The organism is Streptomyces sp. NPDC039462 (assembly GCF_055639375.1).
Map to the genome: position 1 here is coordinate 428,575 of NZ_JBVKAO010000008.1, position 15,465 is coordinate 444,039.

Below are 15,465 nucleotides of genomic sequence, written 5' to 3' on the forward strand. Positions count from 1 at the left end.
CTGCCCCTTCTCCGCCATCTGAGTACGCCGTACCCAATAGAGAGTACACCGTACTCAGTTTCGTGGGTACGCCGTACTCAATTTCTGGCCCTGCGATTAGGGTGAGAGCCATGACGAGCACGAACGGCAGCGGCGGCGGGGACGACCGGCGCACCGGTGACGACATCGCCCGCAGCCTGGAGCTGCTCTGGGGCGAGGGCGGCCGCCCGACCCGGGGGCCCAAGCCGGGCCTGACGCTGGACCGGATCGTCACCGAGGCGGTGCGCCTCGCGGACGCGGAAGGCCTCTCGGCGGTCTCGATGCGCCGCCTGTCCACGGAGCTCGGCACCGGCACGATGTCCCTGTACCGGTACGTGCGCGGCAAGAGCGAGCTCGTCGACCTGATGCTGGACCGCGTGTACGCGCCGCCCGAGGAACCCGAGGGCGCGGCCCCCTGGACCGGCACCTGGCGCGAGGGCGTCGAGCAGTACGCGCGGGAGACCCTGGTCCTCTACCGCCGCCACCCCTGGCTGCTCCAGGTCAACCAGGCCCGCCCGGTGCTCGGCCCCGGCGCCGTCGGCGGCCTGGACCGCACCCTGTCCCGGATCAAGCCGATGGGCCTGACCGACCCCGAGCTGATCGGCGTGATCGTGATGACGGAGGGGTACGTCACCGGGATCGCCCGCACCCAGGTGCACGAGGTGGAGGCGACGAAGAACACGGGCCTGTCGGACCAGGCGTTCTGGGAGGCGCAGACCCCGGTCCTCGAACGCGTCATGACGAGCGGCCGCTACCCGACCCTCGCGGGCCTCTCCGAGGACTCCTTCGGCCCGGACTTCGACCACTTCGAGTTCGGCCTGCAGCGCCTGCTCGACGGCTTGGACGTGCTGGTGGCCAGTCGCGCCCGGAAGTGACCCCGGGGCGGGCCGCTACCTGCCTCCGCGCCGGCCCAGCCGCTTCAGCCCGAACACGGCGAGCAGGACGGCCCCGAGGACGATGGCACCCGTCTTGACGTTGCCGTCGATCCCGGAGTCCCCGCCCCCGTCACCGTCGGCACCGCCGCCGCCCGACGACGAGCCGCCGGACCCGCCGCCCGACCCGCCCGGCGCCTCGACCGGCTCGACGTCGCTCTGCTCGCCCTCGGTGCCGTACATCAGCGTGGTCCCGTCGGGCGTGTAGGTGACGGACTCGCCCTGCCGCTGGAGCGGCACGCTCAGCCGACCCTTGCGCTGCGGCTTCTTCCCTTCGCCCTGCCACGCGTACCAGATGCCGCCGAAGTACCCGCGCAGCGCGAGCTGTTCGCCGTCGGGCGAGAAGGCTCCGTCGGTCACCCAGAGGTCGATCTCGGACACGCGCTTGAAGACATTCGTGCCCGAGGCGGACATGCGCTCCGGGCCCTCGTACAGTCCGCCGCCGTCCTCGTTCTTGCTGACGATGTAGATCCGCCCGGTCTTCGGGTGCACCATCAGCGCCTCCGCGTCCCGCGCGCCGTCGGCGTACTTCACGACGTACTGCGTGGCGCGGACCGTCTGGTCCTTCAGCTGCTTCGGCTCGGGCAGCTTGTAGACCCAGACGTTCGGCCAGGTGCCGTTGAGGTTGTCGCCGATGTCGCCGACGTAGATGTTCCCGTCGCCGCCGACCGAGATCGCCTCGACGTCGCGCGGGGCGCCCACGCCGGTCATGGTCACGGTGGCGACGGTCTCCCCCGTCTTCGAGTCGACCGCGTAGAGGAAGGCGCCCTTGTCCTGGTCGTTGTGCGTCCAGTAGACGCCCGGGTGGGCGCGGGACGCGGCGAGGCCGCTGGACTCGACGATCCGCGGGTCCTTGATGGTGAACCCGTCGTGGTCGTCGGCCGCGGCGGGCACGGCGGACACGGCCGTGGCGAAGACCAGCACGGCACCGGCAGCGGTGGCGGCGAGGACAGACGGAACAGCCCGAAGCGAACGCATGCGCCCAAGAGTGCCATCCGCGCTTCCGGGCGGAGTGCGCAGCCTCACATCGCAGGCGCGGGCCGTGATCCGGGATGATGTCCGGATGCTCAGGTTCATGTTCGTCGGCGACTCGATGACCATCGGAAGCGCCGGGGAACACACCTGGCGCCACCGGATGTGGCAGCACCTGCGCGCCACCCTCGGCCCCGAGGGCTTCGCCGTGGTCGGCCCGCGCACCGCCCTCTACGACAAGGCGGCGGGAGAACCCCTCTCGTACGACTACGCCGACCCGTCCCCCGACTTCCCGCGCCACCACCTCGCGGGCTGGGGCGAGGGCTGGCTGCACATGGCCCCGCGGATAGCCGAAGCCCTGCACCGCGACCCCGCCGACATCCTCCTCGTCTCCCTCGGCCTCATAGACCTCGGCTTCTACACGAACGCGGACCAGACGACGGAGAACGTCCGCGCCTTCATCACGGCGGCCCGCTCGGCGAACCCGCACGTCAGGATGGTCCTGCTCCCCGTGATCCCGAACGTCCGCGCGGCATCGGACGCCCCGTTCGCGGAGGAGGTGTCCCGCTTCAACGAACTCCTCGCGAAGACGGTGGCGGACCTGGACACCCCCGCCTCCTCCCTGCTCCTGGCCTCACCCCCACGCTCGTACGACATCCGGCTCGACACGTACGACGGCACGCACCCGAACGCGAGCGGCGAGCACAAGCTGGCGGCCGCGTTCGGGGACGCGATGGCGCAAGCGTGGGGGATCGGCGGCCCGGGTGCCGCCCTTGCGGGCGAGAACACCCCGGCGGGGACGACTACCGGATCTCACCGAAGACCATACGGAGACCGCGGGCTGTGTCCACGTACTCCCGAACCCGGTGGATCAGTCCGTCCCGGAGTTCGATGACGAAGCAGTAGTCGTTGCTGTAGTGGTTGCCGTTGGAGAGCGTCGCCGTCATGGCCGCCTCCACAACCACCCGCTCGCCGTCGACGTGCACCCCCTGGAAGGTGAGCGCGACGTCACGCACGTACAAGCGGGGGAAGTCCTGGGCGAACAAGCGCACGATCGCCTCCCTGCCCACCATGTGGTTGGTCCTCTCGAGCGCGACGGCGACGGCGTTCCCGGGCGGCGACAGCCATTCGGCGTCCTCGGTGAGGACCGCGGAGATCCGGTCCGGATCGTTACTGGCGAACGCCTGGAACGCGTTCTGGATGATGTCGTGGCTCATGAACCCACTGTCACCTTCGGCACATGCCCCCGTATTGGACAAATGTTCCCGTCGGTGCCCGCCTAGAATGAGGGGGTGCGATCCACGCGATCCTCCCAATCCGCGCGATCCCCCGTGCACGTGCACGAGCATGACGCGGTGACCAGGTGGGAAGTCGCGAGGCCGACGTGGACCAGCCGGACCGTCGGCGTCGGCCTGGCCGGATTCCGCGACCGCGACGCGGGCCCGGCCGACATGCGGGTGGTTCCGCACCCGGCCGTCACGCTGGTTCTGGAGTTCGGTGACAGTCCGCTCGTGGTGGATACCGCCATGGGCCGGCAGCAGCTGCCAAGCCTTGTCGCCAAGTTCGCGCACGGCGCTCTGCACGTGCGGGGCGAAAGCATCAAGTGCGTGGAGGTACGCCTGTCCCCAGTGGTCGCGTACGCGGTATTGGGCACCTCACCCGCGGAGTTGGCGGAGTCGGAGCAAGTGGTGAGCCTCGACGACCTGTGGGGCCGGAGCGCGTCACGGATACGCGAGCAACTCGGCGAAGCCCGATCGTGGCAGGACCGCTTCGCCCTGACCGAGGACCTGCTCGCCCGCCGGGTCGCGGCGGGGCCGTCCGTGGACCCCCGGGTGGCCCGGTCCTGGGACCGGATCGTCGGCAGCCGCGGCCGGGTCCGGGTCCACGAACTGGCGGCCGAGGTCGGTTGGAGCCGCAAACGTCTGTGGTCCAGGTTCGGGACGCAGATCGGCCTCCCGCCCAAGCGTGCCGCGAAGCTGGTCCGCTTCCACCATGCCGTCCGCCGCTTGGCGGCGGGTGAGGACGCGGCCCGGATCGCGGCGGACAGCGGCTACGCCGACCAGTCCCACCTGCACCGCGACGTCCTGGAGTTCACCGGGTCGACTCCGGCGGCCATGGCCCGCGAGCCAGGGCTGGCGGTGGACGACATCGCGTGGCCGGACACGGCGTCGGTGGAAACATCGTCGGCGGGAAATTCGGACTGACCGCTGTCGCGCGGCCCGGGACCGGAACGGCCCAGCGCCCGCACGGAACTTCTGGTCCGGGTGCAGTGAACTCGTCCGTCACACCTTCACGTTGGCCAGCCGGTCGCGCCACGGCAATGGCCGCGCACGACGGTCGTCCGCCGCGCCGGCGGCTCCATCAGCCCGGCACCGGCCGCACCGCGACTCCTCCCCCACCGGACGGAACACGTGCTCCGCCCCCGGCCCCGAACACGTGACGAGGCCGGGTCTCACCGCCTCCCCCGCAGCGGGCACCGGTCCCGCACGGTCCGGCAGCTTCTGCACCAGCCGATGCCGTACGAACCCGACCGCCGACCGGACCCCACCCGCAGGCAACCCAGCGGTCAGCGCCTTGCGCAGGTCACCCGCCGGAACGCCCCGTCGCAGCCACTCCGCCGCCGACCCCGCCAGGGCTCTCGCCTCTCGTACGCCGAGCAGCAGGTCTCGGTGCACGTGGCGGAGGGACAGCAACACCCTTTCGGCCTCGGCCAGTTCCGCGTCGGCTGCGGGCTCCGGGGCCGGGTCTTCGGGTGGGGGGTGGGGAAGATTCTTCTCCCGTTGTTCTTCCGGGTAAGAGCCGCCGGGTTCCCGCGTCCCCGGCCCGCCGACCGTCGGACCCTGCGTACTCGGCGGCGGCCCGTCTCCGACCCGGGCCCGCCCCGCCTCCTCACCCGTCAGGGTGACGTTCGCCAGGAGCTGTTCCGTGACCCAGCGACCCCGCTCCCCCTGCCACCGCCAGGCGTGCAAGTAGCCGGATTCGGTGAGGAGTTGCTTGGCCCGCTGGTAGGCGCGGCCCTTGATGCCGAGTCGCGCCGCGTGTTCGCCGAGCGATCTGGCGAACGCGTCCGCCTCGGAGAGCCCCTGCACGTACAGGAGCAGGATCTTCGCGTCGCTGTTCAGACACTGATGCCGTACGACGTCGTGCGAAGCCTTCGTGTAGCGCCGGGTGGGCGCGATAGCATGCCGAAGCATCCCGGTGGACCTCTGATCCATTCGGTGGTGAAGGTCCTCGGGCGGTGTTGCTAGCACCTCCGGGGACCGCTCCATGCCCGGACGGGCACAGAGCGTGATGACGCGGTCACCGTACCGCACGTTTAGTCGTCTCGTGCAACAAATCACCCTCCACGAAGGGGACTTCACTCGTGGGGCGTGACCTCCAGTCCAGCGGCCACGTGTAGCCGTCCAACGCGGGCACACCCACGTACGCGAGGTTCCCCGCGCGCCTGCTCAGCGCACGCGCGCCGACCGGCCACGTGTAGGAGTCCGCCGTCTGCGGGGGTAGCAGGAAGTAGAGGTAGCGCCCGCCCGTCGCCTCGCGGACGATCGGGCCCGCACGGAACTCCGTGAACTGCATGAGGTCGTACGCGACCTGCTCGCCGAGTGCGCCCTCGATCCGTACCGCGTCGAAGTGAATGCCCGCGTGCCGCAGGGCGTGGCCCGTCGCCGGGATCCAGTCGTGGACCCTGAGTGATGACGTTTCCGAGTTCATGCAGCAGATGCTGTCGGGCGCTCACATACTGTGACCAGGGATTCGCAGGTGGCGTGCTGCGCTGTGCACTTGGGGAGGACGTTGTGCACTCCGGTGAACGAGGTTCGGAGACGTTCGGCGCACTGTTGCGGTTCTACCGCGAGCGAGCCGGACTCACCCTTGAGGCGCTGGGCGCGCATGTCCAGTACTCCAAGTCGCAGGTGGCGATGGTGGAGCGCGGGGAGCGACCCCCCAAGGGCAAGTTGGTCGAGATCGCTGATGAGGTGCTGGGTGCACAAGGTGCACTGACGCTGCTCGCGGAGAAGGAGTTCGGGGGCAGTGGGCTGCGGCCGTGGACCGAGGACTATCTGGCCGAGGAGAGGAATGCGTCGTCCATTCACTCGTACCAGAGCCATGTGATCCCCGGACTGCTCCAGACCAGGGCATACGCGCAGGCGGTCTACAACAGCAGTTGCTTTCCCTCACTGGACGACGACGAGGTCGAGAAGCAGGTTGAAGCCCGACTGAAGCGCCAGCAGCTCATCCATCGCAAGCCACCACCGAACCTGGGGTTCGTGGTGGAGCAGAGTGCACTGACCCGCCCCCTGGGTGGCCCCTCGGTCCTCAAGGAACAGCTGCACCACATCCTCGACGTGGGCCGACTTCGCCACGTCGAGATTCAAGTCATGCTGCACGACCGGGAGACCCATGCCGGGCTGGCGGGTCCCCGGATCCTCCTGGAGACAGCGGAACGCCGCCAGCTCGCCTACATCGAAGGACACAAGGGTGGCTACTTTGTCAGCGAACAGCCGGACCTGGCAGACCTGTTCGGGCGATATGGCATTCTGCGAGCGCAGGCTCTGACCCCCGAGGAGTCCGCAAAGCTGATCGGACAGGTGGCCCAGGATCTATGAGCACGGACCTCAGTTGGTTCAAGAGCAGCTACAGCACCGACGAAGGCGAATGCCTGGAGGCGGCCCTCAGCTGGACCAAGTCCACATACAGCGGCGATCAGGGCGGCGAATGCCTCGAACTCGCCGCAACGCCCACCACCATCCACATCCGCGACTCAAAGCTGAACCCCACCGGCCCCACCCTCCGGATATCCCCCGCCACCTGGACCGCCTTCCTGGCGCGCCGCGGCGAGGCGGACTGACGCGCTCACACCGCCCGCGTCAGCCGGTTCGCCAGCGTCGACATCGTGTACGTGCCGATGCCCATGACGACTTCGAGGGCGTTGCGCTCGGTGTAGCCGTGGGCGAAGAATTCCTTCAGGGCGGCGTCGTCGACCCCGCCCGCCGTGGCGAGGACGGTGAGCGTGAACCGGCGTACCGCTTCGAGGCGTTCGTCGGGCAGCGCCCGCTCCTCGCGGAGGGCCGCGACCAGCTCGGTCGACGCGCCCAGCTTGCGCAGCTTGCCGGCGTGCAGAGCAACGCAGACGTGGCAGTCGTTGCGCGTCGCGACCGTCATGATGACGACCTCGCGGGCGACGGGGTCGAGGGTCGTCCGGTCGAAGGCCGCCGTCATCTCCAGGAAGCCGTTGAGGAGTTCGGGCGACTCGGCGAGGCGGGCGACCGCGTCCGGCACCTGACCGAAGGCGGCGGCGGTGCGCTCCATCGCGGCGCGTGAGTCGGACGGTGCGGTTTCGAGTGTGTGCGCGGTGAACATCCCGTACCCCCTGCGGGCCTGCCCGGCCCTAAAATGGACAACATGGTTGACGACAAGAAGAAGGTAAACCAGGTTGACGGTTCGGGCAAGGGGCATGACGGTTCGGGCAAGGGATATGAGCTGCCCCTGCTCCTCTTCGCCGGCTTCCGCACCCTCATCGACCGCCTGCACGCCGAACTCGCCCGCCAGGGCCACCCCGACCTCCGCCCCGCGCACGGGTTCGCGATGCAGGCCATCGGGGCGGACGGCGCCACCGCCAGCGAGGTCGGGCGGCGGCTCGGCGTCTCCAAACAGGCTGCGGGCAAGACGGTCGACCGCCTCATCGCCCTCGGCTACGCCGCCCGCACCGACGACCCCGCCGACGCCCGCCGCAAACTCGTCCGTCTCACCCCGCACGGCATCGACGCGCTGCGCCGCTCGGCGGCGGTCTTCGACGAGCTGCGGGCGGAGTGGGCGCAGGCCCTCGGGGCCCGGCGACTCGGCGAGCTGGAGTCGGACCTTCGCACGGTCGTTCCCCCGGACGCGTTCCGCCTCGACGCGGCGGGCTGGCTCGGCGGCTCGTGACCGGACGTGCCCTCGGCTCCGTGCGTATCGTTGTACCGCGCGACCGCGCTCGACCGGGAGCGGTCGGGGAGGAGCGCCACGATGACCGTCGTAGAGACCGACAGGATCGCCATGGCCGAAGACGACGTCGAGTGGGACTTGGACCGATGGTTCGAGCTGCTCGAGCGGATGACCCCCGAGGGAATCAAGGCAGAAGTTGTCGAGGGGGCCGTTTCCATGGTGCCGCAGCGGGACACTCACTGGCAGATCATCCGCAGGATCGTGCGGGCACTGGAGGACCAGTTCGGAATGGACGTCCGGGTGACGTCCGACGTGCGCATCGACTTTCCGGGCCTCGACAACGGCTTCTGCCCGGACGTGGCAAAGCTGCGAGAGACGGCCAAGAAGGACGGGCACGGCCGCTGGCGTCACCAAGACGTGGAGTTCATCGCCGAGGTCATCTCCCGAGGCACCGGAATGAACGACTACGGCCCGAAGAAGGCCGCCTACGCCGAAGCCGGCGTCCCCGTCTACCTCGTCGCCGACCCGTACCAAGGCCGATGCCACGTGTACACCGACCCCAAGGACGGCGAGTACCGCACCGAGTCGAAGTCCGACTTCGGCGAGGAGATCGACCTGACCGGCACCGTCGTCGACCTCATCCTCAAGACCGACGGTTTCCCCCGCGACTGACCGAGCCCCCTTGCCTGGAGCCCACTCCACCCCGTTGGCTATGACCCCATGAGGTACACGCAACTGGGACGCACAGGGCTCAAGGTCAGCCGGCTCACGCTCGGCACCATGAACTTCGGGCCGCTCACCAACGAACCCGACAGCCACACGCTCATGGACGCCGCGCTCGACGCGGGCGTCAACTTCTTCGACACCGCCAACACCTACGGACAGAGCGCCGGCAAGGGCCGCACCGAGGAGATCCTCGGCACCTGGTTCACGCAAGGAGGCGGCCGCCGCGACAAGGTCGTGCTCGCCAGCAAGGTGTACGGGAACATGGCCCCCGACGGGGAGTCCTCCTGGCCCAACCACGACCGGCTCTCCGCGCTCTCCATCCGCCGCGCCGTCGACGCGTCGCTCAAGCGGCTGCAGACGGACCACATCGACCTCTACCAGTTCCACCACATCGACCGGCTGACGCCGTTCGAGGAGATCTGGCAGGCCGTCGACGTCCTCGTCCAGCAGGGCAAGATCCTCTACGCGGGATCCTCCAACTTCCCCGGCTACAAGATCGCCCAGGCCAACGAGACCGCCCGCAGGCTCGGCAGCTACGGCCTCGTCAGCGAGCAGTGCCTCTACAACCTCGCCTCGCGCGACGCCGAGATGGAGGTCATCCCCGCCGCCCAGGACTACGGCCTCGGCGTCATCCCGTGGTCGCCGCTGCACGGCGGACTGCTCGGCGGCGTACTGAAGAAGGAGGGCGAGGGCTCGCGCCGCACCGGCGGGCGCGCCGCCGCCGAGCTCGCCAAGCCGGAGGTCCGCGCGCAGGTCCAGGCGTACGAGGACCTGCTCGACAAGCACGGTCTCGAACCCGGCGAGGTCGCGCTGGCCTGGCTGCTCACCCGGCCCGGCGTCACCGCGCCGATCGTCGGCCCGCGCACGGCGGAGCAGCTCGACTCCGCGCTGCGCGCCGTCGAGCTGGAACTGCCCGCGGAGATCCTCGACGCGCTGGACGAGATCTTCCCCGGGCCCGGACCGTCGCCGGAGTCCTTCGCCTGGTGAGCCAGGACGGACGCCAGGACGGACAGGACGGACGGTGAGGGGCGGTGGTGCCCGCGCCGGCTAACCGCCGAGCGCGGCCGCCACCGCCACCACGACGAACATCAGCACGAGCACACCGGCCATGATCCGGTTTCTGGTCTTCGGGTCCACACCGTCGAGGTTAACCGGCGCCGCCCGGCCCCCGGACGCCGCCTCCCAGAATCCAGCGCCCGACCGCCTCGTACCGGGGCCGCTCCCCCGGCACTCCGCTCCTCGGCAGATTGCTGCGTACGAGCGTCAGCTCCCGTACGGTCCACGCCGCGCCTCGAAGGAGCGGAGCGCTTCGGCGTACGGCCCGAGGTCCGGCTCGCCGCGGCCGCGCGCCACCGTGAGGTGCGGGCGGTAGTGCCGGTGCTGCTCCTCCATCGTGACGCCCGCCTTGCGGGCCGCCGCGTCCGCCCGCGCGGCCAGCAGCCGCAGCGCGGCCACGTCGCCCGCAGCGCCCGCCCACAGCGCCCGGTTCCCGAAGTGGCCGCCGCCGCGCAGGGAGAGGGTGAAGGGCGGCGTGCGGTGCGCGGCCCGCTCCAGGCGGGCGGTGAGGTCCGGCACCGTCCCTTCGTCGACCTCCGCCATGAAGGCGAGAGTGAAGTGCCAGCCGTCACGCGCCGTCCAGCGCAGCTCGTCGCCGCCCGGCAGCTCCTGCAACGCGCCGACGGCGGTGGCCAGTTCGGCGATCGCGGAGTCCGGCGGGAGGACGGCGGCGAAGAGTCTCATGGGACGGAACGCTAGCCTCCCGGCCGCACGGGGCGAACCGATGATCGGTGCCGCCGGTGGAGGCGCTACAGCCCCCTGCTCACCACCGACCACCACCGCTCGCGGGCCGCGGTGTGAACCGTTGCGTGGGCCCGGTGCAGGTGGCTGCGTGGGCTGCGGTGCGGGTCGCGGCGTGAGTCGCGGTGTGGGCCGCGCCTTCATCGCGTACGACGAGAGCAGCGGCTTCACCGCCACTAAGCCCTGCACGGCGCCCGCCGGAGCCGACCCGGCCACGTCCCCGCACAGCGAGTGCGACTGGGCCCGGCACACCACCGGGACCGACGAGAACCGACCCGGCCACGTCCCCGCACAGCCAGCCCAACCGGACCCGGGACCGACGAGAACCGACCCGGCCAGGCCCCCGCACAGCCGGCCCGACCGGGCCCGGCACACCACCGGAACCGACAAGAACCGGCCCGGCGGGCAGGTGCTCGCTGAGGGCCGCCGGCCGGGCCGGCACACTGTGCGGCTACGCCGCCGTCGCCAGTTCCCGCTCCCTCGGCACGAACTGCACGTGCCGGCGGCCGCGGCGCAGGTCCACCTTCAGCCGCAGGTTCGCGGCGCGTCCCAGCATCAGGCCGACGCCGATCGCGGCGAGCGCGCAGACGAGGCCGCCGATGGCCATGCTGACGCGGACACCGTAGGCGTCGGCGAGCCAGCCGAAGAGCGGGCCGCCGAGCGGGGTGCCGCCGGTGAAGACCATCATGAACAGCGACATGACGCGGCCCCGCATCTCCGGGTCCGTGGCCATCTGGACCGAGGAGTTGGCGGTGACGTTCACCGTCAGGCCGAGGATGCCGATGGGCACGATCAGCGCGACGAACATCCACAGGTCGGGCGCGAACGCGGCCGCCATCTGGAGCACGCCGAAGGCGACGGCCGCCCCGGCGAGGAGCCGCAGCCGCGAGGTGCCGCGGCGGGCGGCGAGCAGCGCGCCGGCCAGCGAACCGACCGCCATCAGGGTGTTGAACAGCCCGTACATCCCCACGCCGCCGTGGAAGATGTCGTCCGCGAAGGCGCTCATCCAGATCGGGAAGTTGAACCCGAAGGTGCCGATGAAGCCGACGAGGACGATCGGCCAGATCAGCTCGGGGTTCTTCGAGACGTAGTTCAGACCCTCACGGAGCTGCCCCTTGCCGCGCGCCTTGCGCGGGGTGTGCTGCAGCTCGGAGGTGCGCATCAGCAGCAGGCCGGTGAGCGGCGCGAGGAAGGACAGGCCGTTGGCGAGGAACGCCCAGCCGGGTCCCACGGCGGCGGTCAGCGCGCTCGCCACGGCGGGGCCGACGAGGCGGGCGGACTGGAAGTTGGCGGAGTTCAGCGAGACGGCGTTGCGGACCTGGTCGGGGCCGACCATCTCGGACACGAAGGACTGCCGCGTCGGGTTGTCGACGACGGTGACGAGGCCGGTGAAGAAGGCCGCGAAGTAGACGTGCCAGACCTGGACGTGGCCGCTGAGCGTCAGCGCGGCGAGGAAGAGCCCGCTGAGGCTCATCGCGCCCTGCGTGACGAAGAGCAGGTTCCGCTTGGCGAAGCGGTCAGCGATCACGCCGCCGTACAGGCCGAAGAGGAGCATCGGCAGGAACTGCATGGCCGTGGTGATACCGACGGCCGCGGACGATCCCGTGAGGCTCAGCACCAGCCAGTCCTGGGTGATGCGGGCCATCCAGGTGCCGGTGTTGGAGACGACCGCGCCGGTCGCGAAGAGCCGGTAGTTGCGGATCTTCAGCGAGCTGAACATCGAGGTCTTGTGGGGGCGGACGGTCTTGTCGAGGGTGGTTGGTGCGGGGGCGGAGTCTGCTCCGGGTCCCGTACTCAAAGTAGGTTCGCCTCCTTGGCGTACGTGCGCGTACGTAATGTCTGACGCCTCCCGCCGGTCGACGGGAGGCGCGCGGGGGCGGGCCCCCCACCGGTCGGCAGGGGTCCCGCCGGCGACGGGTTTCCCGCCGGTGGCAGGGCGCCCGCCGGTCGGCAGGAGCCCCGCCGGTGGCAGGAGCCCCGCCGGTGGCAGGAGCCCCGCGGGTGGCAGGGCGCCCGCCGGTCGGCAGGGGTCCCGCCAGTAGCGGGTTTCCCGCCGGCGGCAAGAGCCCCCTGCCAATCGGCAAGAGCCCCGCCGGTCGGCAGGCGCCCCACCGGTGGCAGGAGCCCCGCGGGTGGCAGGGCACCCGCCGGTCGGCAGGGTCCCGCCGGTCGGCAGGGTCCCGCCGGTCGGCAGGGTCCCGCCGGTCGGCAGGGTCCCGCCGGTCGGCAGGGTCCCGCCGGCCGGCAGGCGCCCCACCGGTGGCCGGGGGCCCCGCCGGTCGGCGGGGGTTCCGCGGGGCGCGGGTTTCCCGCCGGGCGCGGGGGCCCCGCAGGCCCCAGGGGTACCCGCGGGGTACTGACGGGAGTACCCGCGGGTTGCCGCGGGACTACAGGTGGGCGAGCTTTTCCAGGACGGGGGCGGCGGCACGCAGCCGCTCCCACTCGTCCTGGTCGAGGTGCTCGACCAGACCCGCGAGCCAGGCGTTCCGCTTGCGGCGGCTCTCTTCGAGCATCGCCTCGGCGGTCTCCGTCTGGGTCACCACCTTCTGGCGGCGGTCCTCGGGGTGCGGTTCGAGCCGGACCAGACCCTTGGCCTCCAGCAGGGCCACGATGCGGGTCATCGACGGCGGCTGCACATGCTCCTTGCGGGCGAGCTCGCCCGGGGTGGCGGAGCCGCAGCGGGCGAGGGTGCCGAGCACCGACATTTCGGTGGGGCTCAGCGACTCGTCGACCCGCTGGTGCTTGAGTCGACGGGACAGGCGCATCACAGCGGAGCGCAAGGCGTTCACGGCGACGGCGTCGTCACCATGGGAGAGGTCCGGCATGTTTGTTAGCGTAACTCATTACCCTAGCTAAGGACCACTCGGTTTTCCCCACTTCCCACGCCGCACCATTTCGTCACCCGAACGAGTGAGGTGACTTCCGAAAGCGACGCGCGGCCCGCGGGGCGCCCGGGACGCTGTCCCGCATGGGATCGCCAGTGCTCAGCCTGCGCATAGACGGTGAGCTGCTCGACCGGCTCCGACAGCACGCGGCCAAAAGAGGAATGAGCGTCCAGGACTATGTGGTCCGGACGCTCATTCGGGACGACTTCGACGAACGCTTCAAGACGTCCGTCGAGGAGACGGAGAAGTTCTACGGCGCGGCCTGAACCGCGCACCGCTACGTCAGATCCAGCGCCGGCATCAGGTAGTAGAAGGCGAACACCGCCGACACCGCGTACATCGCGACCGGCACCTCGCGGCCGCGCCCGGACGCGAGCCGCAGCACGGTGAAGGTGATGAAGCCCATGCCGATGCCGTTCGTGATCGAGTACGTGAACGGCATCATCAGCATCGTCACGAACGCCGGGATCGCGATCGTGTGGTCCGCCCAGTCGATCTGCCGGATGGACCCGGACAGGATCAGGAAGCCGACCGCGAGCAGCGCGGGCGTGGCCGCCTGGGACGGGACCATCGTGGCGAGCGGCGTGAGGAACAGCGCGACGGCGAAGAGCCCGCCGGTGACGACGTTCGCGAAGCCGGTGCGCGCCCCCTCGCCGACGCCCGCCGTGGACTCCACGAAGCAGGTGGTGGCGGAGGAGGACGAGGCGCCGCCCGCGGCGACGGCGATGCCGTCGACGAAGAGGACCTTGTTGATGCCGGGCATGTTGCCGTTGGCGTCGGTCAGCTTCGCCTCGTCGCCGACGCCCATGATCGTGCCCATCGCGTCGAAGAAGCACGAGAGCAGCACGGTGAAGACGAAGAGGACGCCGGTCAGGATGCCGACCTTCTCGAACCCGCCGAACAGGCTGATCTCGCCGACGAGCCCGAAGTCAGGCGTCGAGACGGGGTTGCCGGGCCACTCCGGGGTGGTCAGGCCCCAGGAGGGGACGGACGCCAGGGAGTTGATGATCATGGCGACGATCGTCATGACGACGATGCTGATGAGGATGGCGCCCGGCACCTTGCGTACCAGCAGGGCAAGCGTGAGCAGCACGCCGAGCACGAAGACGAGGACGGGCCAGCCGTTGAGGTGTCCGTCGCCGCCGAGCTGCAGCGGGACGGTGGTGTGCGCGGCGTCCGGCATGCGCGAGACGAAGCCGGAGTCGACGAGGCCGATCAGCATGATGAAGAGGCCGATGCCGATCGCGATGCCCTTGCGCAGGCCGAGCGGGACGGCGCTCATCACGCGCTCCCGCAGGCCGGTCGCGACGAGCAGCATCACCACGAAGCCGGCGAGGACGACCATGCCCATCGCGTCGGGCCACGACATGCGGGGCGCGAGCTGGAGGGCGACGACGGTGTTCACGCCGAGGCCCGCGGCGAGCGCGATCGGGACGTTGCCGATGACGCCCATGAGGAGCGTGGTGAAGGCGGCGGTGAGCACGGTCGCGGTGACCAGCTGCTTGTTGTCGAGCTGGTGCCCGTACATGTCCTTCGCGCTGCCCAGGATGATCGGGTTCAGCACGACGATGTAGGCCATCGCGAAGAAGGTGGCGAAGCCGCCGCGGACCTCCCTGGCCAGGGTCGAGCCCCGCTCCGTGATCTTGAAGAACTTGTCGATGCCGCCCTGCGGGGACTGCGGCTGCGGCGTTTTGGCGTCGACCGGGGCGCTGGCCGAGGGAGACATGCGTGACCTCATGAACTCAGAGAAAGGAAAGATCGTTAAGCGGCGGCTACGGACCGACCATGGGGCGAGTTGTTTCTTCGTACGAAAGCAATCGGCCATTAACGAGCCGTTTCAGTATGAATACATGAGAGCGAAATCGCTATCTCCGCGCGTAGACCCTTGCCGGGCAACGGGTGTACGGGACGCCCACCCCGCCTCGTAAGGTGTACTCATGGCGAAGTGGACCCCACAGCACGAGGCGCCGGAGCCCCTTGAGGGCCCCGTGGTCGCCACCATCACGGGCGGCACGATCCTCTGGTTCGTCCTCTTCCTGGTCCAGCTCCCGTTCTACGGCTGGTTCGACGACCGCGACGCCACCTGGTGGGTGTGGACCTGCCTGGCCGGCGCGGGCCTCGGCCTCATCGGCATCTGGTACGTACGGGGACGCGACGCCGCGATCAAGAGGGCGAAGGCCACCCAGCCCCAGTAGGAAGGTCACCCGGCCCCA

The 15,465-nt window shown here is 70.2% G+C and carries 18 protein-coding genes and 1 pseudogene; 10 read left to right on the plus strand and 9 right to left on the minus strand.

Annotated features, from left to right (window positions below; genetic code table 11):
• The first annotated feature begins 110 nt into the window (after positions 1 to 110).
• Positions 111 to 893, plus strand: a complete 783-nt coding sequence (locus tag ACZ7LU_RS35100) for a TetR/AcrR family transcriptional regulator (RefSeq protein ID WP_398303040.1) — start codon at positions 111 to 113, stop codon at positions 891 to 893.
• A 15-nt stretch (positions 894 to 908) separates the two neighbouring features.
• Here the strand turns inward: ACZ7LU_RS35100 and ACZ7LU_RS35105 are convergent, their stop codons facing one another.
• The gene (locus ACZ7LU_RS35105) at positions 909 to 1,928 is read right to left on the minus strand and encodes a TolB-like translocation protein (RefSeq protein ID WP_471919057.1); all 1,020 of its coding nucleotides are present in this window, start codon (positions 1,926 to 1,928) and stop codon (positions 909 to 911) included.
• A gap of 85 nt (positions 1,929 to 2,013) precedes the next feature.
• Between ACZ7LU_RS35105 and ACZ7LU_RS35110 the strand changes: the two genes are divergently transcribed.
• Entirely contained in the window at positions 2,014 to 2,817 is an 804-nt protein-coding gene (locus ACZ7LU_RS35110; RefSeq protein WP_471919058.1) for a GDSL-type esterase/lipase family protein, read from the plus strand.
• Here the strand turns inward: ACZ7LU_RS35110 and ACZ7LU_RS35115 are convergent.
• Complete coding sequence (locus ACZ7LU_RS35115; protein WP_471919059.1) at positions 2,726 to 3,139, minus strand: nuclear transport factor 2 family protein; 414 nt, start codon at positions 3,137 to 3,139, stop codon at positions 2,726 to 2,728. The genes ACZ7LU_RS35110 and ACZ7LU_RS35115 overlap by 92 nt on opposite strands.
• 114 nt (positions 3,140 to 3,253) lie before the next feature.
• On the opposite strand from ACZ7LU_RS35115, the gene ACZ7LU_RS35120 reads away from it, so the two are divergent.
• On the plus strand, positions 3,254 to 4,126 hold the full coding sequence (locus tag ACZ7LU_RS35120) for an AraC family transcriptional regulator (protein ID WP_471919093.1): 873 nt from the start codon (positions 3,254 to 3,256) through the stop codon (positions 4,124 to 4,126).
• Positions 4,127 to 4,204: 78 nt separating this feature from the next.
• On the opposite strand, the gene ACZ7LU_RS35125 is transcribed toward ACZ7LU_RS35120, so the two are convergent.
• Together ACZ7LU_RS35125 and ACZ7LU_RS35130 are read right to left on the minus strand one after the other, a co-directional pair.
• The gene (locus tag ACZ7LU_RS35125; RefSeq protein ID WP_471919060.1) at positions 4,205 to 5,116 is read right to left on the minus strand and encodes a hypothetical protein; all 912 of its coding nucleotides are present in this window, start codon (positions 5,114 to 5,116) and stop codon (positions 4,205 to 4,207) included.
• A gap of 106 nt (positions 5,117 to 5,222) precedes the next feature.
• Positions 5,223 to 5,633, minus strand: coding sequence for a hypothetical protein (locus ACZ7LU_RS35130; protein WP_471216836.1), 411 nt, complete (start codon positions 5,631 to 5,633; stop codon positions 5,223 to 5,225).
• A gap of 83 nt (positions 5,634 to 5,716) precedes the next feature.
• Here ACZ7LU_RS35130 and ACZ7LU_RS35135 point away from each other — a divergent pair, with 83 nt between their 5' ends.
• Positions 5,717 to 6,526: a helix-turn-helix domain-containing protein gene (locus ACZ7LU_RS35135; protein ID WP_398303031.1), complete on the plus strand. Its 810-nt coding sequence runs from the start codon at positions 5,717 to 5,719 to the stop codon at positions 6,524 to 6,526.
• Positions 6,523 to 6,768, plus strand: coding sequence for a DUF397 domain-containing protein (locus tag ACZ7LU_RS35140; RefSeq protein ID WP_471919061.1), 246 nt, complete (start codon positions 6,523 to 6,525; stop codon positions 6,766 to 6,768). Before ACZ7LU_RS35135 ends, ACZ7LU_RS35140 begins: the two co-directional genes overlap by 4 nt.
• Before the next feature lie 5 nt (positions 6,769 to 6,773).
• Here the strand turns inward: ACZ7LU_RS35140 and ACZ7LU_RS35145 are convergent, their stop codons facing one another.
• Positions 6,774 to 7,280, minus strand: coding sequence for a carboxymuconolactone decarboxylase family protein (locus tag ACZ7LU_RS35145; RefSeq protein ID WP_471919062.1), 507 nt, complete (start codon positions 7,278 to 7,280; stop codon positions 6,774 to 6,776).
• 42 nt (positions 7,281 to 7,322) lie between these two features.
• Here ACZ7LU_RS35145 and ACZ7LU_RS35150 point away from each other — a divergent pair, with 42 nt between their 5' ends.
• The 3 genes from ACZ7LU_RS35150 (at position 7,323) to ACZ7LU_RS35160 (ending at position 9,557) form a co-directional block, all read left to right on the plus strand.
• Complete coding sequence (locus ACZ7LU_RS35150; protein WP_468715325.1) at positions 7,323 to 7,844, plus strand: MarR family winged helix-turn-helix transcriptional regulator; 522 nt, start codon at positions 7,323 to 7,325, stop codon at positions 7,842 to 7,844.
• A gap of 81 nt (positions 7,845 to 7,925) precedes the next feature.
• The gene (locus tag ACZ7LU_RS35155; protein ID WP_468086926.1) at positions 7,926 to 8,516 is read left to right on the plus strand and encodes a Uma2 family endonuclease; all 591 of its coding nucleotides are present in this window, start codon (positions 7,926 to 7,928) and stop codon (positions 8,514 to 8,516) included.
• A 48-nt stretch (positions 8,517 to 8,564) separates the two neighbouring features.
• On the plus strand, positions 8,565 to 9,557 hold the full coding sequence (locus ACZ7LU_RS35160) for an aldo/keto reductase (protein WP_468305173.1): 993 nt from the start codon (positions 8,565 to 8,567) through the stop codon (positions 9,555 to 9,557).
• A gap of 160 nt (positions 9,558 to 9,717) precedes the next feature.
• Here ACZ7LU_RS35160 and thpR read toward each other — a convergent pair.
• The 3 genes and pseudogenes from thpR to ACZ7LU_RS35175 form a co-directional block, all read right to left on the minus strand.
• Positions 9,718 to 10,310: pseudogene (gene thpR / locus ACZ7LU_RS35165) on the minus strand (RNA 2',3'-cyclic phosphodiesterase).
• Positions 10,311 to 10,818: 508 nt separating this feature from the next.
• Positions 10,819 to 12,165 carry an MFS transporter gene (locus tag ACZ7LU_RS35170; RefSeq protein ID WP_468305180.1) on the minus strand — a complete coding sequence of 449 codons (1,347 nt, stop codon included), beginning with the start codon at positions 12,163 to 12,165 and terminating at the stop codon, positions 10,819 to 10,821.
• Between the two features lie 589 nt (positions 12,166 to 12,754).
• Positions 12,755 to 13,192, minus strand: a complete 438-nt coding sequence (locus ACZ7LU_RS35175; protein ID WP_362998070.1) for a MarR family winged helix-turn-helix transcriptional regulator — start codon at positions 13,190 to 13,192, stop codon at positions 12,755 to 12,757.
• 143 nt (positions 13,193 to 13,335) lie between these two features.
• On the opposite strand from ACZ7LU_RS35175, the gene ACZ7LU_RS35180 reads away from it, so the two are divergent.
• Positions 13,336 to 13,518, plus strand: coding sequence for a ribbon-helix-helix protein, CopG family (locus ACZ7LU_RS35180; RefSeq protein ID WP_362998072.1), 183 nt, complete (start codon positions 13,336 to 13,338; stop codon positions 13,516 to 13,518).
• Between the two features lie 11 nt (positions 13,519 to 13,529).
• Here ACZ7LU_RS35180 and ACZ7LU_RS35185 read toward each other — a convergent pair whose 3' ends face one another.
• The gene (locus ACZ7LU_RS35185; protein WP_398303014.1) at positions 13,530 to 14,978 is read right to left on the minus strand and encodes an NCS2 family permease; all 1,449 of its coding nucleotides are present in this window, start codon (positions 14,976 to 14,978) and stop codon (positions 13,530 to 13,532) included.
• A 211-nt stretch (positions 14,979 to 15,189) separates the two neighbouring features.
• Between ACZ7LU_RS35185 and ACZ7LU_RS35190 the strand changes: the two genes are divergently transcribed.
• Positions 15,190 to 15,447: a DUF2530 domain-containing protein gene (locus tag ACZ7LU_RS35190; protein ID WP_398303012.1), complete on the plus strand. Its 258-nt coding sequence runs from the start codon at positions 15,190 to 15,192 to the stop codon at positions 15,445 to 15,447.
• The last annotated feature ends 18 nt before the right edge of the window (positions 15,448 to 15,465 follow it).